We start from the raw sequence: 20,762 nt of genomic DNA on the forward strand, positions 1-20,762 counted from the left end.
ATTCAGCCAACCACGTTTGCCAAAGCCTTCTACAGGTGTATTCAATTCCAAATACACAGTATTCTGTTTCTCTATGCGGATTTCTGCATTGATGCGGAGCACAGGTCTGAGAGATATAAAACCTTCCGGCAGCATAGCGCGGAGACGATCCTGTTCCACGCGATATGCCATAACAAATTGTTCGATTTTCATAAAACTGCTCCTTTTTTTAATATGGAAACGCGGAGATACTAAAGGGCATCTCTCGCAAATGGAATCACTGTTTGCTACAATAATTGTATCGCGGACATGGATAAATGTCTATAAAACAGAGGGTTTCCTATAAAAAGAGAATGGCACTGATTTTGAAAGGTATCCTGACATTGGGTTGCTTTGGCTATGATATGGGCTGGGACGGTCCACAGTAACAGTAGTAAATAACAGAATGCAGTAAAAAATAATCGAGGCTTGCGTCAATTGGCGCAGGCCTTTTTCTTGATATTCCAAAAGAAAATGGATATACTAACCTCAATTTAGGAAACGGAGGGATGGATTTGATTTACACACTGACAGTGAATCCTTCGGTGGATTATGTGGTGCAGATGGGTGAATTTCGCCCGGGAATGGTGAATCGTGCCATGGGAGAGGCGGTCTTTTCCGGTGGGAAAGGCATCAATGTTGCCATCATCCTGCAGAATCTGGGGGTAAATAACCGCGCCCTGGGCTTTCTGGCGGGCTTCACGGGGGATTTTATTGAAGCAGACCTGAAGGAGCAGGGATGCAAGACGGATTTCGTGCGTCTGGCGAAAGGCTTTACCCGCATCAATGTGAAGCTGAAAGGGCAGGAGGAAAGCGAGATCAACGGCGGCGGCCCTGCGGTGGATCAGGCTGCCATGGAGCAGCTTTTCGAAAAGATCAATACCCTGCAGAAGGGGGATATGCTCATTATTTCCGGTAGCGTGCCTCCATCTTTGCCCAGGGATTTTTATGAAAAGATTTTAGACCTGCTGGAAGGCAGGGGCATTTACACAGTGGTAGACGCCACGGGGGAAGTGCTGCTGAAAACCTTACGCTATGAGCCTTTTCTTATCAAGCCGAATCATCAGGAGTTGGAAGAACTGGCCCAGAGCAGGCTTTTTACCCGTGAAGAGATCATTGCCCAGGGAAAACGGCTGCAGGAGATGGGGGCGAAAAATGTCCTCATTTCTCTGGCGGCGGAAGGGGCAGTTCTGCTGACTTCCGACGGGGATGTTTTATTCGGCGAAGCGCCCAGAGGCAAGGTAATCAATTCCGTGGGGGCGGGGGATTCCATGGTAGGCGGCTTTGTGGCAGGCTGGCTGAAAACGGGCAGCTATAAAGAAGCCTTGCGATGGGGCGTTGCGGCGGGGAGCGCCAGCGCCTTTTGTGAAACATTGGCAACGGGGGAAGAAATTCGAAGATTATATGACGAAAAAATAAAAATCAGCAGCGAAGCAGACGATTGACTCGCTGCAGAAAGAGGTCAATATGAGGATTTCCGAACTGCTGCAAAAAGAAAGCATTGCCATTGGGAAGAAGCCGAGAAACAAAAATGCTGCCATCGACCATCTGGTGGAGCTGCTGGCGAAAAGCGGCAATCTGAAGGATAAAGGGAAATTCAAACAGGCGATTTTGGAAAGAGAAAAACTTTCCACCACAGGCATAGGCGAGGGTATCGCCATTCCCCATGGGAAGAGCAGCGCTGTGAAAAAAGCGGCCCTGGCGGCTATGGTCGTTCCCGAAGGGGTGGATTTCGAAAGCGCCGATGGGCAGGATGCTCATTTGCTGTTTATGATCGCCGTACCCGAAAATGGAGCGAATTTTCATCTGGAGGTACTGGAACGGCTGGCGGCTATGCTGATGGATGAGGATTTTCGAAAGAAGCTGATGGAGGCGAAAAATCCTTCTGCGTTTCTGGAAATTATTTCTCGAGAAGAAGAAAAACGCTTTGAAAAGCCACAGGAAGAAGAAAAATACGGCTATGATGTTTTAGCCGTGACGGCCTGCCCTACAGGCATTGCCCATACTTTTATGGCGGCGGAAAGCCTGGAAAACAAGGCCAGAGAAATGGGCATCACCATCAAGGTGGAAACTAATGGCAGCGGCGGGGCGAAAAACGTGCTGACGGCAGAGGAGATCGAAGAAGCCAAAGGCATCATCGTTGCGGCGGATAAAAACGTGGAAATGGCTCGTTTCAACGGGAAAAAGGTGCTGCAGGTGCCCGTGGCGGACGGCATCCGCAAGCCGGATGTGCTTCTGAGCAAGATCATGCAGGGGGAAGCGCCGCTGTTCGGCGCAGGAAAAGACGTGGAAATGGCCGATGGCAGAGAAGAAAAGGGCGGCACGGGCAAAAAGATCTATCGTGATTTGATGAACGGCGTTTCCCATATGCTGCCCTTTGTTATCGGCGGTGGCATTCTGATCGCCTTGGCCTTTTTGCTGGATGATTACAGCATCGACCCTGCCAATTTCGGTTCCAATCTGCCCCAGGCGGCTTTCTTCAAGCGCATCGGGGATGCAGCCTTTGGTTTTATGATGCCCGTTCTGGCGGGTTATATCGCCATGAGTATTGGGGACAGGCCTGCGCTGGCTCCCGGATTTGTGGGCGGGTTTCTGGCCAATAGCGGCGGCAGCGGCTTCCTTGGAGCGTTGCTGGCGGGCTTTGCGGCAGGCTATCTGATTTTATTACTGAGAAAAATTTTCGATAAACTGCCTCGTTCTCTGGAGGGTATTAAGCCCATTTTGCTATACCCTGTGCTTGGTACGTTCCTGATCGGCGCATTGATTCAGATCGTTATTAATCCTCCCGTGGCGTGGCTGAATGAGGCCCTGTATGATTTTCTGGCGCGGATGGGCACAACCAGCCGTGTGCTGCTGGGCATCGTTCTGGGGGGCATGATGAGTGTGGATATGGGCGGCCCCATCAATAAGGCAGCCTATGTATTCGGCACGGCTTCTCTGGCCAGCGATGAATTTCAGATCATGGCGGCAGTCATGGCAGGGGGCATGGTGCCTCCGTTGGCGCTGGCTCTGGCAGTCATGGTTTTCAAAAAGAAATTCAGTGCAAAAGATAGACAGTCCGGCGTAGCGAATCTTATCATGGGGGCATGCTTCATTACGGAAGGTGCCATTCCCTTTGCGGCGGCAGACCCTTTGCGGGTCATCCCTTCCTGTGTGGTGGGCTCTGCGGTGGCAGGCGGGCTGAGCATGTTTTTCCGCTGTGCTTTGCGGGCGCCCCATGGCGGCGTTTTTGTTCTGCCTGTTATTACGAATCCCTTCGGCTTTCTGGCGGCAGTAGTCGTTGGAGCCATTGCGGGGATGCTGATGCTTGGCCTGCTGAAAAAGAACGAACCGCAGACAGTTTGAAATAAATTACCATAGAAATAACCTTGCGCCTTTTTGTCGAATCCCGTATACTTGTATCAGTGGCATGTAAAAAATGCCTTGGATTGAAAAAAAGAGCAAGGTTGTGAAATAATTGAACGAAAATTTACAAGAATGGGGAAAAGCCATCCTGCGGGCGGCGGTTATCATCGTCGTGCTGTTCTTTTTCTGCTGGCCCATGCGGCTCATGGGCAGTTCCATGGAACCGACCATGGGCGATGGTGAGATCGTGCTGATGAATCGTTTTGCGGCGATGCAGGGGCATTATGAAAAGGGAGATATTGTCATGTTCCACTATTACGATGCCGATGGCAGCAAGACGGTGGTAAAACGCATCATTGCCACGGAAGGGGATACCATCCGTATTTTGGAGGATGGCGGCGTGGAAGTGAATGGAGAAATATTGCAGGAGGACTATGTGGAGGGGAAAACGGAAGGTCTGGTAGATATGAAGGTACCAAGGGATACGGTATTCGTCATGGGGGATAACCGCCAGACCAGCTTCGACAGCCGCAATATGGGGGCCATCCCCTGCGACGATCTGAAGGGAAAGGTGTTTTTCCGCATCTATCCTTTTGGGGAATTGGGTAAAATCGGATAAAAAAGAAAAAGACATAACCGGGAAAGGTTATGTCTTTCTTTTTATCTTACCATTTTGATGATGAGCAATTTCTGCCCCGGATAGATCAGGTCAGGGTTTTCGATATCATTCACTGCCAGGATATCGTTCACCGTGGTACGGTATCTTTTGGCGATCTTCCAGAGGGAGTCTCCCTTCTGCACCATATAGATGACTGCGCCTGCCATAGGCTGTCGTGCTGTTTCTTCGTCCATGGTGATATCTGTTACCGTTTCTGCCGTTTCCATCCGTGTCACAACGGTTTCCATGGTCACCGTGGCCCGCAGTTCCCCTTCCCGTTCGGAAAGCATCTGGAAATCAATATCATCCAGCCGCAGGGTCACATCTGCTTCGTCGCCTTCTGCCACGCCCCGCAGCTCCATCATCTGCCCGAAGGGAATGCCCCTCTGCAGCATGCACACGGGCATTTCGTCATCCTCACAATAGTAAAGGATATCCGCCGTCAGAACGCCTTCCGCTTCCACATTATCCACTACTGTCCGTGCTTCGGAAAGGCTGACATTCCCCCAGACCTCTTCCGCCCGCAGCATGGGCATTTCGCCGTTTTCCAGCTGGATGCGCTCTTTTACGATGAACTGATTTTTTCCGCTGCCTACGGTGATGGGGTAGGTGATAGTCTCTTTTTCCAGGGTGACTGCGCCATTGGGCGCATAGGCATCCTGCAAAATCTCCTGTTCCACCATCTCTTTGCCGTTCATTTCTGCCCCGATGGTCACATCTACAGCCACCTGTCTGGCTTCGCCGTCCTCGTCGGCCGCAGGGGTCAGTCTGGCTTCTTCGATGGTCAGACTACCATTCAGTTCCGTTTTCGGCTCGATAGTTTCTCCCTCCAGGTAGCCGTTGAAGGGAATTTTCTCGCAGAAGCTGCCCAGATTTCCTTCTCCATCGCAATAAAGCATACAGATCTTCAGGTTTCCCCGCACCATGACTTTTCCATCCATGGCCCGCATATCCTGCTCTGTCAGGTCGATGCTTTCCCAGAGAACGTCGGCAATTTCAGGCTTGGATGCGGAGAGGTTCAAATCCTCTTTCACGGTGAAGCGGTCTTTCAGGGTCGCTGTGTCCCGTTCCATCCGCAGAGTCCCTTTCAGACATTCGATGCCTTCCCCTGTTACGCCGCTCAAAATTTCTGCATGATTCTGGCGTTTTGCTTCTGCCATCACCTGAATGACTGCTTTTACGCCGATCTTTCTGTCATTGATGATCTGGCAGTCCAGATGTTCCAGTTCTGTTTCCAGTTTTACATCCATGTCCTTTTCCAGTCCATCCATATGTAAAAAATCTTCCAGAGGCAGACTGGCCTGCATGGCATAGAGGGGGCGTTCCCCATTCTTTGCCCGGTACAGCACAGAGACCTCCATCTCCCCGGAAAAGGAAAGGCGGTCGTCCGCAATGCGCTTTTCCCGAATTTTCACTTTCCCTTCGCAGCGTAAAATTTCCTGCAGATCAGGCTTGCTGTCGGGCACGATCATGTCTCCTTCCAGTAAAATCTGAGAGGACTGCTTTGTGGCTGTGTCCTTCCAGTTCATATCCATCGTTTCTTTCGCCAATGTCAACGGCATAAAAACCCTCCTGTTCATCCATAGATTTCCACACTTTGTCTCTATGCAAGTATATGAGGGAGAATGGGGGATATGCAGAAAAGGTTCTCGAAAAGGGGGTTTTGGTGGTTTTATCTGAAGTCTGATGGCTTCGGGGGCTTTCGAGATTGCGCCGAATGGGCGCAAGTTTGATTTCTTGGAAATCGAGAATGTGAATTTAGAGCGAGAACATAGGATTTTCTGTGCAACCCCTTTGCGTATAGAGAAGTGATGTGTTATAATATACAATTAGCAAAGGTGTACCCATTTTTCGGCTCTCCTTTTGCGCAGGAAAAGTTTCAGATGTATTTTTCGCACAGAGGTGTCTTTATGAAAGGCTATTTTATTTCCGTGGAAGGCGGCGACGGCAGCGGCAAATCCACACAGATCAAAAAAATAGAAGCATACTTACGGGAACAGGGGCAGGAAGTCATCCTGACCAGAGAACCCGGCGGCACGCCTGTGGCAGAAAAAATCAGGGAACTGATCCTTGACCCTGCCAACAAAGCCCTGACGGGCAGAGCGGAAATGCTGCTTTACGCCGCATCCCGTGCCCAGCATGTGGAAGAAAAGATCCTTCCCGCTTTGGCAGCAGGCAAAACCGTGCTTTCCGATCGTTTCACCGATTCCAGCATCGCCTATCAGGCTTTCGGCAGAGGCTTGGGCGGCATGGTGGCAGAAGTGAACCGCATCGCCACCGGCGGCAAAGAACCCGATCTGACGATTTTCCTTAACATCACCCCTGCAGCGGGCATGGCGCGGAAAAATAATCAGGACGGACACGAATTAGACCGCCTGGAACAGGAAAAGGCGGCCTTCCATGAAAAGGTCTACGAAGGCTATCTCTCTCTTGTGAAGGAAAGCAACGGACGTATCGCTGATATCGACGCAGATAGACCCGCCGAAGAAGTTTTCGCTGATATCAAAAAACACTTAGACAGAGTATTCGGCTTTGTGGCCACAAAATAAGGAGGGGCTTTTATGAAACTCATCATTGCCATCATTCAGGATGAAGACGCGGGCGAAGTGATCTCCCATCTGAATGAAGAAAAATTTCAGGTAACCAGACTGTCTACAAAGGGTGGTTTCCTCCGCGCAGGCAATACTACCATTATGACTGGTGTGGAAGATGCCAGAGTGGATGAAGCGCTGAAGATCATCGAAGAAAACAGCAAAGCGCGTACCCAGTATGCGACACTGCCCTCTTCCGTAGGCGCGATGCATGGCTTTATCCTGGCGCCCATCGAAGTGAAGGTCGGCGGCGCGACAGTATTTGTGCTGGATGTGGAACAGTTCCATAAATTCTGAAGCGGCGAGAGTTAGCGTTTTTTTGCGCAGCAAAAAATCTCGGCCAAAGACTTTAGGTTTATATTGAAAGAACTAAGAAAGGAGCGGGCGGATTTGTATACATTTCAGGAGATCTGGGGAAATGCGCCCCTGGTGGAACAGCTGAAGCGGGCTGCCGCCGGCGGAAAATCTTCCCACGCCTATCTTTTCTTGGGGGGCGCAGGGGCAGGGAAACGGCTGATTGCCAATACCTTTGCCAAAGCCCTGCAATGTGAAAGCCCAGGGGAGAAACCCTGCGGAATATGCCGCAGCTGTCAATCCTTTGACAACGGCAACCATCCCGATATCATTTACGTAAGAGGGGAAAAGAAAAATCTCCTTGTGGACGATATCCGGGAACAGATTCTGGAAACGGTGGATTTGAAGCCGTATCATTATGACAAAAAAATTTATATTATCGAAAAGGCGGATACCATGAACGTGCAGGCGCAAAACGCCCTGCTGAAAACCCTGGAAGAACCGCCTGCCCATGCTGTGTTCCTGCTTCTGGCGGAACGGGCAGAGGCATTTTTGCAGACCATCCTTTCCCGCGTGGTGACGATGAAAATTCGCCCCCTTTCCGCGGATACCATTGCAGAATACCTGACGAAAAAGGCCTTCCTTTCGGAAGAAGAAAGCCATACCCTGGCGGCATATGCTCAGGGGCGCATCGGTCAGGCGCTGGAATTGATGGAGGATGAATCCTTTCGGGATATGCGTCAGGATATCCTGGGGAAACTGGAAGCTTTGCCTTCCATGAGCGAAGGCGAGGCCTATTTGCTTGCAAAAGATCTGGAGGTCTATAAAAACGACCTGCGGTTTTTGGATATTATGGAATTGTGGTATCGGGATCTTCTGGCGGCGAAAAGCCTGCGGGAGGAAAGATACCTCATCCAGAAAGATAAGAAAGATGCCATTTTCCGAGGGGCGAAGGAGCCTGCGGAAAGACTGGCGAAAAAAGCGGCCGCTGTGCGTACGGCAAGACAGCGGCTGGCAATGAATGCAAATTTTCGGCTGACCATAGAGGTCATGCTGATGGACTTAAAGGAGACTAGCGAATGATAGAAGTAGTTGGCATCCGTTTCAAAAAAGCGGGCAAGATGTATTATTTTGACCCCGCAGGCCTGAAACTGGAAAAAGAAGACGGCGCCATCGTGGAAACCGCGAGAGGCGTGGAATATGGCACTGTAATCAAAGGCAATACCATGGTGCCCGAAGAAGCCATCGTGTCCCCTCTGAAACAGGTGATGCGAAAGGCAACGAAGGATGACGCAAAAACAGTGGAAAACAACCGCAAAAAAGAAAGCGAAGCCTTCGATATCTGTTTGGAAAAAATCGTCCGCCTGGGCTTGGATATGAAGCTGGTAGACGTGGAAATGACTTTCGACAGAAATAAACTGATCTTCTACTTTACCTCCGACGGCAGAGTAGACTTCCGTGAACTGGTAAAGGAACTGGCGGCAGTGTTCCGCATGCGCATCGAATTGAGACAGATCGGCGTCCGTGACGAAGCGAAGATGCTCAACGGCATCGGTATCTGTGGCAGACCTCTTTGCTGCGCCACATTCCTGGGCGATTTCCAGCCTGTATCCATCAAAATGGCGAAGGAACAGAATCTGTCCCTGAACCCTACAAAGATCAGCGGCATCTGCGGCAGACTGATGTGCTGACTGAAATATGAAGAAGATGTTTACGAAGAACTGAATAAAAAACTGCCCCGCGTTGGCGATATCATCTCCACGCCCGATGGCACAGGGGAAATCCTCTCCACAAACGTGCTGATGCAGCAGGTGAAGGCGGCGGTGAGAAAAGCGGAAAACGATCCACCCACCATCGGTTTCTATCATGTAGATGAGATCAAACTGATCCGTTCCAAGAAAAAACGCAAACAGGAACCTATTCCGGAGGAACTGAAAGCATATGAGGACTGATATCACCATCCATCCCCATGAAAGGGTAGATGACCTCCATCGGGACGGACATCTTATCATTCAGGACCCGAAACGGTTCTGCTTCGGCGTGGATGCAGTCATTCTGGCGGGCTTTGCCAAGGTGAAAAAGGGCGAAACCGTGCTGGATTTAGGCACCGGCACAGGCATCATCCCCATCCTGCTGGCGGCAAAGACCAAAGGTGAGCATTTCACAGGGCTGGAAATTCAGACGGAAAGCGCAGAAATGGCGAACCGCAGCGTTCTGATGAACGAACTGGAAGAAAAAGTCGAAATCAAAGAGGGCGATATCAAGGAAGCAGTGCAGATTTTCGGCGGCTCCACCTTTGATGTTGTCACATCCAATCCCCCTTACATGAACGAGGGCGGCGGTCTGGTGAATCCCTTCGAGGCGAAGGCCATTGCCCGTCATGAAATCCTCTGTTCTCTGGAGGATGTGGTGGCTGCGGCAGCGAAGACCCTGAAACCTCTGGGTAGATTTTACATGATTCACAGACCCCATCGTCTGACGGATATCATGGTTCTCCTGAGACAGTATAAACTGGAGCCCAAACGCATCCGTTTCGTGCAGCCCTATGCGGATAAGGAACCTACTATGGTTCTGGTAGAAGCGGCAAGGGGTGGCAAGCCCTGGGTGAAGGTAGACGCACCACTGGTCATCTATAAAGCGCCCAATGAATACACCGAAGAAATTTACGAAATCTATTATGGAAAGGGACAGGCGTAAACTTACGACTGTTTATATAGAATTATGGCAGGGACATTATATCTTTGCGCCACGCCCATCGGCAATCTGGACGATATCACATTGCGCGTTCTGAAGCTGATGGAAAGCGTGGATGTGATCGCTGCGGAGGATACCCGCAATACATTGAAATTATTGAACCACTTCGAGATCAAGACCCCTATGACCAGCTACCATGAGCATAATAAGGTGACAAAAGGGCCTGTGCTGGTGGAACGCATGCTGGCAGGGGAAAGCATCGCCCTGGTGACGGATGCGGGCATGCCCGGCATTTCCGACCCTGGCGCTGATCTGGTGAAGCTGTGCTATGATGCAGGCGTGCCTGTGACCGTAGCCCCCGGTGCGTCTGCGGCAGTGGTGGCGCTGGTGTTGAGTGGTCTGGATACGAGAAGATTTGTATTCGAAGGCTTTTTGCCCCCTGACAAGAAGGAAAGAAAAGCCATCCTGAAAACCCTGGAACGGGAACACCGTACCATGATCTTCTATGAAGCCCCCCACAGGCTGACGGATACCCTGGAAGAACTGGCGGGCATCTTCGGGGAGGAAAGACAGATGGCAGCCACCAGGGAATTGACGAAGAAATTCGAAGAAGTCCGCAGAGATACCATCGGCGGACACATCAGATATTTTACAGAAAACCCGCCCAAGGGCGAATTCGTTCTGGTCTGCGAGGGCTTCTCTCTGGAGGCCCAGCGGCAGGAAGAAATGGAAAGCTGGGAATCCATTTCCGTGGAGGAACATGTGCAGCGCTATCTGGATCAGGGCATGAGCGAAAAAGATGCCATGAAGCAGGCGGCGAAAGACCGCGGCGTTTCCAAAAGAGATATTTATCAGGTTTTAAAGAAATAAACGGAAATTTTTCCGAGGAAAGGAGCGATGACAAATGGAAAGATTGATCGAAGGATTTTCTATGCTGAATTGGCAGCATTATCTGTTTGCCGCCAGTGTGGCTTATGTCATCACCTATATCTATCGTACCATCGCACGCTGGAAAGAGAGAAAGAAAAAGGGCGAAAAGACATACGTCATCAAGACTTTGGACAGGCAGGCAGTGGATCGCTGCGCAGAGCTGTTCCCCATTGATGTTCTTTCCTTTAAGGGCAGAGAATTCAAAAGAGGAATGAAGATCCGAGTGACGACGATCCAGAAAAACATCATCGAAGGGGAATTTATCGGCCTGAATCAGGTGAATCTGGTCTGCATCAAGACAGGCAATCAGATCATTGCCCATCAGCTGGAAAAGATCGCTGAAATCTCAGCGGCAGAATAAAATTCTGTTTACATTTTCTGGAAAATATGATATAAAATGAAATACAATGCGTTGCTTCCACTAAGCGTAAATCCGATTGTGGCAGCGGCGCATTCTTTTTTTGCGCAAAAAAGAGAAGGATATTGGGGATGTGACAAAAAGTCCTCAAATGCACCGTTTTTCCCGTATTTATGCGTTTTTAACGTGATTTTAACGGCTGAAAATATTGAAAATTTTGGGATGGTGAATATAATAAAATGAGTATCAGACCGAGTGGTCTGAAAAATACAGAGAGGAGGAATCCCATTTGAAAACAGAAAACGAAATACTGGAAATGGCTTTTGCCATGTTTTTGGAAAAGGGATTTTCCGAGATCTCTACCAATGAGCTGATTCGTGCAGCAGGCCTGACCAAAGGCGGTTTCTACTATTCCTTCAAGAGCAGGGAAGATCTGGATCAGAGGGTCATCGAAAGATATATCCACCCTTTCTTCAGCCAGCCCCTGGAAGAGATGGAAAAGATGTGGGAGGCAAGCAAAAAAGATGCCCCTACGGGAAAACTGCTCTGGTACGGCTTTTTCCAGCCCCAGCGTTTCTCTAATTATCAGGAGAAGATCGGCAAAAAAATCGCTTTTCGTAATTTCTATTTCCTGATTTATGAAGGAATGAAAAAATTCCCCGAAGTGGCAGAGTATTATAAGGATTTCAATGCCAGGAAGGGGCAGATCCTGAAGCGCATCCTTGAAAGAGGACAGATCCGCGGAGAAATCACAAAAAATATCGATTTGGAAAATTACATCACCATGATCCTGGCTATGCAGGATGGCATCCTGGCGCTGAAAGTGCTGGATGACGACATCGATGATGAAGAAAAATATGAAAAGATCCAATACCAGATGTGGAAGGATATTTCCACAGAAGAGATCAAAAATTATATGGATGGAGGTGTGACAAGTGCAGTATCATAAAAATGACAATACATACAAAATGGGTATCGACATTGGTTCCACAACAGTAAAAGTCGTTCTGGCCGATGAAGATAACAAGATTGCATTCAGCAGATACAGAAGACACTTCTCAGAAATCAAAAAAACAGTAAAGGATATCCTGAAGGAAGCCAAGGAAGAGATCGGTAACGCGATCTTCTCTGCCATGATCACAGGCAGCGGCGGCGTTGCTCTGGCAAAGGCCATCGGCGTGGAATTCATTCAGGAGGTAGTAGCGACAGCCAATGCCGTTGAAGCAACAGCACCCCAGACAGATGTAGCCATCGAGCTGGGCGGCGAAGATGCCAAGATCATCTATTTCGAAGGCGGCAATGTAGAACAGAGAATGAATGGTGTTTGTGCCGGCGGTACAGGCTCCTTCATCGACCAGATGGCAAGCCTGCTGCAGACAGACGCAACAGGTCTGAACGAACTGGCAAAAGACTATAAGGTGATCTATCCCATCGCATCTCGCTGCGGCGTATTTGCGAAGACAGATATCCAGCCCCTCATCAACGAGGGCGCAAAAAAGGAAGACCTGGCGGCTTCCATTTTCCAGGCGGTTGTCAACCAGACCATCGCAGGTCTGGCCTGTGGGAAACCCATCAGAGGCCATGTTGCCTTCCTGGGCGGCCCCCTGCATTTCCTGTCTGAATTGAGAGGTCGTTTCATCGAAACACTGAAGCTGACAGATGAAACAACCATCATTCCCGAAAATTCTCACCTTTTCGCGGCATACGGCACAGCTGTTTCCAACAAAGGCGAAGCAACGCTGGATTTCGATAACCTGCTGACAAAACTGGAAGCAGGCGTAGAGCTGACAGCAGAAGTTTCCCGTATGGATCCTCTGTTTAAAGATGAGGCAGATTACGAAGCATTTAAAGAACGCCACGACAGAGATAAAGTAAAACGCATCCCCATTTCCAATTACCATGGGGACGCTTTCCTGGGCATCGACGCAGGCTCCACCACAACAAAGGTAGCTCTGGTTTCCAAAGACGGCGACCTGCTGTATTCCTTCTATGCAGGCAATGAAGGCAGCCCTCTGAATGTTGTGATGAAGAGCCTGAATGAAATGTACGACCTGATGCCTGATGATGTTGTCATCCGCAATTCCTGCGTGACTGGCTACGGCGAAGGCCTCATCAAGGAAGCCCTGATGATCGATCTGGGCTATATCGAAACCGTTGCCCATTATAAAGCGGCTCAGTTCTTTAAGCCCGACGTTGATTTCATTCTGGATATCGGCGGTCAGGATATGAAATGTATCCGCATCAAGGATAATGTCATCGACAGCGTATTGCTGAACGAAGCATGCTCCTCCGGCTGTGGTTCCTTCATTGAAACCTTCGCAAAATCCCTGAACTATTCCGTAGCGGATTTCGCAAAGGTTGCGCTGTTCGCAAAGAACCCCATCGACCTGGGCTCCAGATGTACGGTATTCATGAACTCCCGTGTAAAACAGGCCCAGAAGGAAGGCGCAGAGGTTGCAGATATTTCCGCAGGTCTGGCATATTCCGTTATCAAAAACGCACTGCTGAAGGTAATCAAAATTTCCGACCCTAAAGCAATGGGTAAATCCATGGTCGTACAGGGTGGTACCTTCTACAACGACGCAGTACTGAAAAGCTTTGAAATGATCAGCGGCAGACAGGCTGTCCGCCCCGATATCGCAGGTATCATGGGTGCCTTTGGTGCAGGTCTGATCGCAAGAGATAAATACACCGCAGGCTATCAGACTACACTGATCAGCCGTGAAGAAATGAATGCACTGGAAGTACAGTCCAACATGGCAAGATGTCAGGGCTGCACCAACCACTGCCTGCTGACAGTGAATCTGTTCAGCGGCGGCAGACGCTTCATCACAGGCAACAGATGTGAAAGAGGTCTGGGTAAAGAGAAGATCGAAGATCCCGCACCTAACCTGTATGATTACAAACGCCACAGACTGTTCGACTACGAACCCCTGACAGCAGAACAGGCAACGAAGGGCACTGTTGGTATTCCCCGTGTGCTGAATATGTTTGAAGATTATCCCTTCTGGTACACATTCTTTACAAAACTGGGCTACAGAGTTGTTCTGTCTCCTTATTCTTCCAAGGCTGTATTCGAAATGGGTATGGAATCCATCCCCAGTGAATCCGTTTGCTACCCTGCGAAGCTGGTACACGGTCACGTGATGTGGCTCATTGATCAGGGCGTAGATTTTATCTTCTATCCCGGTATCGTTTATGAAAGACGCGACAGCGACGCGGCAGATAATAACTATAACTGCCCCATCGTTGCATCCTATAATGAAAACATCAAAAATAACATAGAGGATCTAAAGGAAAGAAATGTAAAATTCATGAATCCTTTCCTCTCTCTGGATAAGATCGAAACCGTCATCAAACGTATGACAGAAGAATTCGTTCCCATGGGCTGCGATGCAAAAGACATCAAGGCTGCTGTGGAAGCAGGCTGGAAGGAATGGGAAAACTTCCGCAATGATATGCGCAAAAAAGGCGAAGAAACTCTGGCATATATTCGCGAAAGAGGTATGACAGGTATCGTTCTGGCGGGCAGACCCTACCATGCAGACCCTGAAATCAACCATGGTATCCCCGAACTGATCGCCGGCTACCGCATTGCTGTTCTGACAGAAGACAGCGTGGCACACCTGGGCCATGTGGAACGTCCTACCATCGTTCGTGACCAGTGGACATACCACTCCAGACTGTATGAATCTGCAGCCTTCGTCAAAACCCAGAAGGATCTGGAATTTGTTCAGCTGAACTCCTTTGGCTGCGGTCTGGACGCTGTAACGACAGATGAAGTAAAAGCCATCCTGAATGCAGCGGGCAAAATCTATACAGCCCTGAAGATCGACGAAGTAAATAACCTGGGCGCAGCCCGTATCCGTATCCGTTCCCTGATCGCTGCTATCGAAGACAGAAAAGAAAAGAACGTGAAGATCAAAAAAGGCGACGCTTCCCTGCATCGCGTGCTCTTCACAAAGGAAATGAAGAAGGAGTACACCATCATTTGCCCTCAGATGTCGCCTATCCATTTCGAACTGCTGGAACCTGCTTTCCGCAAGGCCGGCTATAAGATCGAGATCATGGAAGCCATGGATAAGCATGCCATCGAAACCGGTCTGAAATACGTAAACAACGACGCATGCTACCCTGCGCTGATCGCCATTGGTCAGTTGCTGAATGCGCTGCTGAGCGGCAAATATGACCTGAACCGTACAGCCCTTCTGATCACACAGACAGGCGGCGGCTGCCGTGCGACGAACTATATTGCCTTCATCCGTAAGGCTCTGGCGAATATGGGCATGCCCAATATTCCCGTAATTTCCATCAACCCTGCCGGTCTGGAAAAGAACCCCGGCTTCAAGTATGAACCTGCTCTGCTGCATCGCGTAATGCAGGCTATGGTATACGGTGACCTGTTCATGCGCGTGGTATACCGCACAAGACCTTATGAAAAGGTAAAGGGTTCTGCCAATGCCCTGCACCAGAAATGGGTAGAAAAACTGAGAAAAGACCTGCTGAAAGCAGACAGAAAAACATACGCAGAAAATATCCGCAACATCATCAAGGATTTTGAAGAACTGGAACTGTTGGATATCAAGAAACCTCGTGTTGGTGTCGTAGGGGAAATCCTGGTTAAATTCCACCCTACAGCAAACAACGACCTGGTAAACCTGTTGGAAAGAGAAGGTGCAGAAGCAGTCGTTCCCGACCTGCTGACCTTTGCGCTGTATTGCTGCCATAACCAGGTGCAGAAGGAAAAATATCTGGGCGGCACAAGAAAAGCCCGCATCATCGGCAATATCGTGGCAAAAGTCATCGAATGGTATCAGAAACCCATGATGGATGCGCTGGAAGCAAGCAAACGCTTCGACAAGCCTGAAGATATCAGAAGCCTGGGTGAACAGGCTGAAAAGATCGTTTCCCTGTGTAACCAGACTGGTGAAGGCTGGTTCCTGACAGCAGAAATGATCGAACTGATCCACAGCGGCGTTCCCAATATCGTCTGCACACAGCCCTTCGGCTGTCTGCCTAACCACGTAGTAGGGAAAGGCGTTATCAAGGAACTGCGCAAACAGTATCCTATGAGTAATGTGGTTGCCATCGACTATGACCCCGGTGCATCTGAAGTTAACCAGCTGAACAGAATCAAACTGATGCTGGCAAGCGCCAATAGAAATATCGATAAGGCAAACGATCATAAGAAACTGAAAAAACCCCACTCCGTGGAACAGGTTGCTTTTAAAATCGAAGACTGATACATAAGATAAAAATGCTCTGACTTTTGTCAGAGCATTTTTTATGTTATACTTATAAAAAATTTTTCGTCGAAGGGGCGTGAAGATATGATCTGTTTCAAGTGTAAAAAGAATATTGATGATGATTCCAACTACTGCAAATACTGTGGTGTAAAACTGGCGCAGCAATGCCCGGAATGCGGTGCGGCAGTGCCTGCCGATGCCCGTTTCTGCCCCCAGTGCGATGCGCTGGTGCAGGCGCAGATGGGCATTGACTGGAATGCTCTGACAGAAGAAGCGAAAACTGCCTTTGGCAAAAAAGATTGATACACGAAAAAAAGACTCCTGCAAAGGAGTCTTTTGGTTTTTAAATCAGATTTTCCAGTTTTGCTTTTACTTCTGCGATCTGTTCATCTGTGGGTTCTGTAGGTGTCCATGTCAGGTTGATGCCATCGCCTTCTCTTCTGGGGATCAGGTGGATATGGAAATGGAACACTGTCTGACCTGCCACTGTGCCGTTGTTCTGCAGGATGTTCATGTGTTCAAAGCCCAGCACTTCCTTCATGGCTCTTGCCAGCTTTGCTGCCAGTGCATATGCTCTGCCTGCCTGTTCGGGGTCGATTTCAAAGATATTTGCCACGTGGTTTTTGGGCAGGATCAGGGCATGGCCTTCGCCGGAAGGAAATCTGTCCAGAATTACTTTGAATTCGTCATTTTCGTATATGGTTGCAGAAGGGATATCTCCTGCAATGATCTTGCAAAAAATACAATCGCTCATGGGTATCTTCCTTTCTTTGGTGATATTTTTGCAGTCATTATATCACACAAAAAAAGACATTCCCAGAGGTTTAACGAAAGTATTTTGCATACAGATGGTTCAAAGCGGCGGTGTGGTTCTGTTTATCAGTGATAATTTCGAAAAAGGCGTTCCAAAGGTCTTCTTCCGGCATGGCAAAAAGCAGATCCCGATAGAAATTGATATCATCTATTTCTGAAAAAAGCAACTCTTCCAGCAAGGCGCGGGTATCGGTGGCCATTTCCGGCTCCATTTTCTGCATATTTTCGTCTGTGCTGCCGAAAATGGTAAAGCCCACCTCCCGCAAAAGCCGCAGATGCTTCAGCCCATCCAGATACATGGCTTTCAGGATGTCTTTGGAATCTTCCATGCCGACACTGTTCAGCAGGGATTCATATTTCATGGCCATTTGCCGTGCTTCCTGCCTTGCCAGGGTCAGCAGATCTTCCAGCCGTTTGTCGGCGGAAAGAAGGGCGGCAGAGTCGGGCTGGATGACGGTCTCCTTGGCGCGGGTGCGGGTGCCGTAGAGTTGGGTTTTTCCGTTATATGGATACATGGGTCGTTCTCCTTTTCTTCTTTTTGGATTTTTTTCTATCATCCTATGCAGAAAGTTTGGCTTTCTTGCTTGAAAATAGCGCAGAATTTGGAAATAAGGATAGCGTATGGAAAAACTTAGTGATATAATAAAATATTGTGTGAAACAATAAATTTCTATGGTAAGAATAAAAAACAAAGGTGGTTATATAGATGAGCAAAAAAATCGTACTGACAGGCGGCGGCACAGCCGGCCACGTTACCCCCAATCTGGCACTGCTGCCCTATCTGAAAGCAGAAGGCTATGAAATCGTTTATATCGGTTCCCAGAACGGCATCGAACGTACCCTGATCGAAGCGGAAGGCATTCCTTACTACGGCATTTCCACAGGCAAACTGCGCCGTTACCTTTCCAAAGAAAACATCAAGGATATGTTCCGTGTGGTGAAGGGCATCGGCGAAGCGAAAAAACTGATCAAAAAGCTGAAACCCGATCTGGTATTCTCCAAAGGTGGTTTCGTTGCGGTTCCTGTTATCCTGGGGGCAAAATCCAATAAAGTGCCTGTCATTATCCATGAATCCGATATTACGCCCGGTCTGGCAAACAAGATCGCTATGCCCTCTGCAAGGGTGATTTGTTCCACCTTCCCCGAAACGCTGCAGTATGTACCCAAGGGCAAAGGCGTGCATACAGGCACGCCCATCCGTAAAGAATTATTCGAAGGGGACAGAGCAAAAGGTCTGGCGGCATGCGGCTTCCGTGGCGAAAAGCCCGTTCTGCTGATGATGGGCGGTTCTCTGGGCGCAGTGAAGCTGAATAACTGCCTGAGAGAAATTCTGCCGGAACTGACAAAAACCTTCGATATCATCCACCTTTGCGGCAAAGGTAATCTGGATGAAACTTTGCTTGGCAGAGCAGACTATAAGCAGTTCGAATATGTTTCCGATGGCCTGAACGACCTGTTTGCAGCGGCAGATTTCATCGTTTCCCGGGCAGGCAGCAACTCCATCTCTGAATTCCTGGCCCTGAAAAAGCCCCATCTGCTGATCCCTCTGAGCGCAAGAGCCAGCCGCGGCGACCAGATTCTGAATGCGGCTTCCTTCGAAAAGCAGGGGTTTGCCCGTGTGCTGGATGAGGACGAAATGACAGCAGAATCCATGAAGAAAGAAATCTTCGCTCTGTACGAAAACAAAGAGAAATACGTAGCCGCTATGGAAAACAGCACAGCAGGCGACGGCGTGGAAGCAGTTATGACGCAGATCAAGGCGCTCATGCGCTGAAAATGGCGGAATTTCAAGCAGTTTTAATAAACTCTTAAGAATTTCTAAATTGACACGTTTTATTCCAATGGGCTAAAATACCGTTTGGATAAGAATGTAAATCGGAAAAACGGAGGAAATCGAAATGAAAAAGAAATATCTTGCTCTGATTCTGGCGGCAGTGATGGCCTTCGGCGCAGCGGCCTGCGGCAAAGAAACATCCACAGAAGCAAATGACCAGACAGCAACAGAAAATACAGATACAACAGCCATCCTGCAGGCTCAGATGCCCGCGGAAGGCGACGAGATCGCAGTCATCACCACATCTGCCGGCGTAGTGAAAATGATGTTCTATCCCGAAGAAGCACCCAAGGCAGTGGAAAACTTCAAAACACTGGCGAAGGAAGGCTATTATAATGGCTTGCTGTTCCACCGTGTCATCGAAAATTTCATGGTGCAGACAGGTGACCCCGAAGGCAACGGCACAGGCGGCGAAAGCTGCTGGGGCGAACCCTTCGAAGATGAAATTTCTGAAAAACTGCATTACTACAGAGGTGCGGTAGCCATGGCAAATGCAGGCCCCGGCACAAACGGCAGCCAGTTCTTCATCGTGCAGCAGAAGGACGTTATGGAAGATGCTTTAGTAGCTCTGCAGGATGCGAGAGACAATAATGAAGAGGAACTGGGCGTGACCCTGACAGACGGCGAATATTACACATTCAGCCAGCTTTTCCCTGATGAAGTGCTGAATTACTACAGAGAACAGGGCGGCTCTGCCCATCTGGAATATGTTTTCGGCAATCCTTACACCATCTTTGGTCAGGTATTTGAAGGTATGGATGTCATCGATGCCATTGCAGCGGCAGAAACAGATGCAAACGATAAGCCTGTAGAAGATATCATCATCGAAAGCATTACATTCGAAAGCTATACAGCGCAGTAAGTTTGGAAGGAATTTGGGAAAATGAAGAAAAGAATTTTGACTATGATGCTGGCGGCTTTGGCAATGATTGGCATGACAGCCTGCGGGAAAGAAGAAGTAGCTACCCAGGAAGTGGAATATGACATGACCTTCGAAAACCAGACCGGCATGGATGCATCCAAATTGGAGATCCGCTATGCAGACAATGCGGACTGGTCTGAAATCAGCCTGACAGAAGCAGAATGGAAGAGCAGCTATGAAATGCCCGTTTCCATGCGCGGTCAGATGCCTGTGGCGGAAGATGGCTGGCAGGTGCAGATGACCTTTGCCGATGGCGAAACGCAGGTATGGGACGGCGTGGAATTTGCCGATGAAGAGAACCTCACCTTCTCCATCAGCGAAGACGGCGAGCCCATGGTAGAGATCGGCGCAGATGCGCCCGAAGCAGAACTGGGCGAAACAGAAGAATAAAAATTTTAAGGGGCGCGGGATTGACCAATGCCCCTTTTTACTTGGAAAAATCAGGATTTTTGCCCCGCGAAAAGCATTTTTTGTTGCAAATAGGGGAAATTCATAGTATGATTTGAAAGAATGGAGTAATCTGTGAAAAAATAAGAAATTCAAAGGAGAGACAACAATGAGCTTATATGAAAACTGGATGAAAAAAGCATTTTCTCAGGAAGGCCACAGCGTAGAAGCTGTTTGGGAAGAATACCTGCCCAAGGAACAGAAGATCTATGAATACATCATCGGCGAAAAAGTAGAAAAAATCGAAGGCAAGGTTTCCGAACTGGCAGAAAGATTCGATATGACAGCAGAAATGATCGTTGCTTTCATCGATGGTCTGAATGCTTCTCTGGAAGAGCAGTTCGATATGGAAACACTGACAGAAGACAGCGAAGTTTGCATCAACATCAACTTCGAAAAACTGTTCAAGCTGATGATCGAATACAAAGCAGAACACCTGTATACACTGCCCCAGTGGGATGGCATCTATGATGAAGAAACAAGAAAACGCCTGACACTGGAACAGAAAAAAGCAAGAACGATCGTAAAAGGCGAAAAAATCGGCCGTAACGATCCCTGCCCTTGCGGTTCCGGCAAAAAATACAAAAAATGCTGCGGCGCAAACGCTTAATC

Annotated in this window: 20 protein-coding genes and 1 pseudogene; 17 read left to right on the forward strand and 4 right to left on the reverse strand. The window is 48.9% G+C overall.

Translation table 11 applies throughout. The annotated features are described in order from the left end of the window. The coding region (locus IJ369_RS03435) for a hypothetical protein (RefSeq protein ID WP_290716018.1) at nucleotides 1-192 on the reverse strand (192 nt) is incomplete at its 3' end. 341 nt (nucleotides 193-533) lie between these two features. Between IJ369_RS03435 and pfkB the strand changes: the two genes are divergently transcribed. The 3 genes from pfkB to lepB all read left to right on the forward strand — a co-directional run bounded on the left by pfkB (nucleotide 534) and on the right by lepB (nucleotide 3,982). After that, complete coding sequence (gene pfkB / locus IJ369_RS03440; RefSeq protein WP_290716069.1) at nucleotides 534-1,463, forward strand: 1-phosphofructokinase; 930 nt, start codon at nucleotides 534-536, stop codon at nucleotides 1,461-1,463. 22 nt (nucleotides 1,464-1,485) lie between these two features. Continuing rightward, entirely contained in the window at nucleotides 1,486-3,363 is a 1,878-nt protein-coding gene (locus IJ369_RS03445; RefSeq protein WP_290716019.1) for a PTS fructose transporter subunit IIABC, read from the forward strand. Between the two features lie 112 nt (nucleotides 3,364-3,475). Further along, a complete protein-coding gene (gene lepB / locus IJ369_RS03450; protein ID WP_290716020.1) occupies nucleotides 3,476-3,982 on the forward strand; it encodes a signal peptidase I in 507 nt (168 codons plus the stop codon). A gap of 41 nt (nucleotides 3,983-4,023) precedes the next feature. Here lepB and IJ369_RS03455 read toward each other — a convergent pair whose 3' ends face one another. Continuing rightward, complete coding sequence (locus tag IJ369_RS03455; RefSeq protein WP_290716021.1) at nucleotides 4,024-5,583, reverse strand: DUF3794 and LysM peptidoglycan-binding domain-containing protein; 1,560 nt, start codon at nucleotides 5,581-5,583, stop codon at nucleotides 4,024-4,026. A gap of 348 nt (nucleotides 5,584-5,931) precedes the next feature. On the opposite strand from IJ369_RS03455, the gene tmk reads away from it, so the two are divergent. From tmk to IJ369_RS03510, 10 genes and pseudogenes are all read left to right on the forward strand, one after another. Beyond that, complete coding sequence (gene tmk, locus IJ369_RS03460) at nucleotides 5,932-6,570, forward strand: dTMP kinase (RefSeq protein ID WP_290716022.1); 639 nt, start codon at nucleotides 5,932-5,934, stop codon at nucleotides 6,568-6,570. A gap of 12 nt (nucleotides 6,571-6,582) precedes the next feature. After that, on the forward strand, nucleotides 6,583-6,909 hold the full coding sequence (locus IJ369_RS03465; RefSeq protein ID WP_290716023.1) for a cyclic-di-AMP receptor: 327 nt from the start codon (nucleotides 6,583-6,585) through the stop codon (nucleotides 6,907-6,909). Between the two features lie 93 nt (nucleotides 6,910-7,002). Then, a complete protein-coding gene (holB, locus tag IJ369_RS03470) occupies nucleotides 7,003-7,989 on the forward strand; it encodes a DNA polymerase III subunit delta' (RefSeq protein ID WP_290716025.1) in 987 nt (328 codons plus the stop codon). After that, nucleotides 7,986-8,858, forward strand: a pseudogene (locus IJ369_RS03475) (PSP1 domain-containing protein). Before holB ends, IJ369_RS03475 begins: the two are co-directional and overlap by 4 nt. After that, nucleotides 8,848-9,603 (forward strand): tRNA1(Val) (adenine(37)-N6)-methyltransferase, encoded by a 756-nt coding sequence (locus tag IJ369_RS03485; RefSeq protein ID WP_290716027.1) that lies wholly within the window; start codon nucleotides 8,848-8,850, stop codon nucleotides 9,601-9,603. Before IJ369_RS03475 ends, IJ369_RS03485 begins: the two are co-directional and overlap by 11 nt. Before the next feature lie 24 nt (nucleotides 9,604-9,627). Next, nucleotides 9,628-10,470, forward strand: a complete 843-nt coding sequence (gene rsmI, locus IJ369_RS03490) for a 16S rRNA (cytidine(1402)-2'-O)-methyltransferase (RefSeq protein WP_290716029.1) — start codon at nucleotides 9,628-9,630, stop codon at nucleotides 10,468-10,470. Nucleotides 10,471-10,504: 34 nt separating this feature from the next. Then, nucleotides 10,505-10,891: a hypothetical protein gene (locus tag IJ369_RS03495; protein ID WP_290716031.1), complete on the forward strand. Its 387-nt coding sequence runs from the start codon at nucleotides 10,505-10,507 to the stop codon at nucleotides 10,889-10,891. Between the two features lie 286 nt (nucleotides 10,892-11,177). Then, a complete protein-coding gene (locus tag IJ369_RS03500) occupies nucleotides 11,178-11,837 on the forward strand; it encodes a TetR/AcrR family transcriptional regulator (protein ID WP_290716033.1) in 660 nt (219 codons plus the stop codon). 19 nt (nucleotides 11,838-11,856) lie between these two features. Next, nucleotides 11,857-16,131, forward strand: coding sequence for an acyl-CoA dehydratase activase-related protein (locus tag IJ369_RS03505; protein WP_290716071.1), 4,275 nt, complete (start codon nucleotides 11,857-11,859; stop codon nucleotides 16,129-16,131). Nucleotides 16,132-16,218: 87 nt separating this feature from the next. Beyond that, the gene (locus IJ369_RS03510; RefSeq protein WP_290716035.1) at nucleotides 16,219-16,437 is read left to right on the forward strand and encodes a double zinc ribbon domain-containing protein; all 219 of its coding nucleotides are present in this window, start codon (nucleotides 16,219-16,221) and stop codon (nucleotides 16,435-16,437) included. A 40-nt stretch (nucleotides 16,438-16,477) separates the two neighbouring features. On the opposite strand, the gene IJ369_RS03515 is transcribed toward IJ369_RS03510, so the two are convergent. Next, a complete protein-coding gene (locus tag IJ369_RS03515; RefSeq protein WP_290716037.1) occupies nucleotides 16,478-16,888 on the reverse strand; it encodes an HIT family protein in 411 nt (136 codons plus the stop codon). Nucleotides 16,889-16,958: 70 nt separating this feature from the next. Then, on the reverse strand, nucleotides 16,959-17,462 hold the full coding sequence (locus tag IJ369_RS03520) for a ferritin-like domain-containing protein (RefSeq protein WP_290716039.1): 504 nt from the start codon (nucleotides 17,460-17,462) through the stop codon (nucleotides 16,959-16,961). Nucleotides 17,463-17,653: 191 nt separating this feature from the next. Here IJ369_RS03520 and IJ369_RS03525 point away from each other — a divergent pair, with 191 nt between their 5' ends. From IJ369_RS03525 to IJ369_RS03540, 4 genes are all read left to right on the forward strand, one after another. Further along, nucleotides 17,654-18,721 (forward strand): undecaprenyldiphospho-muramoylpentapeptide beta-N-acetylglucosaminyltransferase, encoded by a 1,068-nt coding sequence (locus IJ369_RS03525; protein WP_290716042.1) that lies wholly within the window; start codon nucleotides 17,654-17,656, stop codon nucleotides 18,719-18,721. 124 nt (nucleotides 18,722-18,845) lie between these two features. Further along, entirely contained in the window at nucleotides 18,846-19,643 is a 798-nt protein-coding gene (locus IJ369_RS03530) for a peptidylprolyl isomerase (protein ID WP_290716045.1), read from the forward strand. A gap of 21 nt (nucleotides 19,644-19,664) precedes the next feature. Further along, the gene (locus IJ369_RS03535; RefSeq protein WP_290716047.1) at nucleotides 19,665-20,093 is read left to right on the forward strand and encodes a hypothetical protein; all 429 of its coding nucleotides are present in this window, start codon (nucleotides 19,665-19,667) and stop codon (nucleotides 20,091-20,093) included. A 166-nt stretch (nucleotides 20,094-20,259) separates the two neighbouring features. Continuing rightward, nucleotides 20,260-20,760, forward strand: coding sequence for an SEC-C metal-binding domain-containing protein (locus IJ369_RS03540; RefSeq protein WP_290716049.1), 501 nt, complete (start codon nucleotides 20,260-20,262; stop codon nucleotides 20,758-20,760). The last annotated feature ends 2 nt before the right edge of the window (nucleotides 20,761-20,762 follow it).

The organism is Anaerotignum sp. (assembly GCF_017483025.1).
Classification (GTDB): Bacteria; Bacillota; Clostridia; order Lachnospirales; family Anaerotignaceae; genus Anaerotignum_A.

Bases quoted from the DNA above. Each gene is read 5' to 3' on its own strand.
- IJ369_RS03520 (WP_290716039.1), bottom strand. From the start codon at position 17,462: ATGTATCCATATAACGGAAAAACCCAACTCTACGGCACCCGCACCCGC.
- IJ369_RS03535 (WP_290716047.1), top strand. From the start codon at position 19,665: ATGAAGAAAAGAATTTTGACTATGATGCTGGCGGCTTTGGCAATGATT.
- IJ369_RS03465 (WP_290716023.1), top strand. From the start codon at position 6,583: ATGAAACTCATCATTGCCATCATTCAGGATGAAGACGCGGGCGAAGTG.
- rsmI (WP_290716029.1), top strand. From the start codon at position 9,628: ATGGCAGGGACATTATATCTTTGCGCCACGCCCATCGGCAATCTGGAC.
- IJ369_RS03445 (WP_290716019.1), top strand. From the start codon at position 1,486: ATGAGGATTTCCGAACTGCTGCAAAAAGAAAGCATTGCCATTGGGAAG.
- IJ369_RS03530 (WP_290716045.1), top strand. From the start codon at position 18,846: ATGAAAAAGAAATATCTTGCTCTGATTCTGGCGGCAGTGATGGCCTTC.
- IJ369_RS03455 (WP_290716021.1), bottom strand. From the start codon at position 5,583: ATGCCGTTGACATTGGCGAAAGAAACGATGGATATGAACTGGAAGGAC.
- IJ369_RS03525 (WP_290716042.1), top strand. From the start codon at position 17,654: ATGAGCAAAAAAATCGTACTGACAGGCGGCGGCACAGCCGGCCACGTT.
- IJ369_RS03485 (WP_290716027.1), top strand. From the start codon at position 8,848: ATGAGGACTGATATCACCATCCATCCCCATGAAAGGGTAGATGACCTC.
- IJ369_RS03495 (WP_290716031.1), top strand. From the start codon at position 10,505: ATGGAAAGATTGATCGAAGGATTTTCTATGCTGAATTGGCAGCATTAT.
- IJ369_RS03540 (WP_290716049.1), top strand. From the start codon at position 20,260: ATGAGCTTATATGAAAACTGGATGAAAAAAGCATTTTCTCAGGAAGGC.
- tmk (WP_290716022.1), top strand. From the start codon at position 5,932: ATGAAAGGCTATTTTATTTCCGTGGAAGGCGGCGACGGCAGCGGCAAA.
- IJ369_RS03510 (WP_290716035.1), top strand. From the start codon at position 16,219: ATGATCTGTTTCAAGTGTAAAAAGAATATTGATGATGATTCCAACTAC.
- IJ369_RS03505 (WP_290716071.1), top strand. From the start codon at position 11,857: ATGGGTATCGACATTGGTTCCACAACAGTAAAAGTCGTTCTGGCCGAT.
- IJ369_RS03515 (WP_290716037.1), bottom strand. From the start codon at position 16,888: ATGAGCGATTGTATTTTTTGCAAGATCATTGCAGGAGATATCCCTTCT.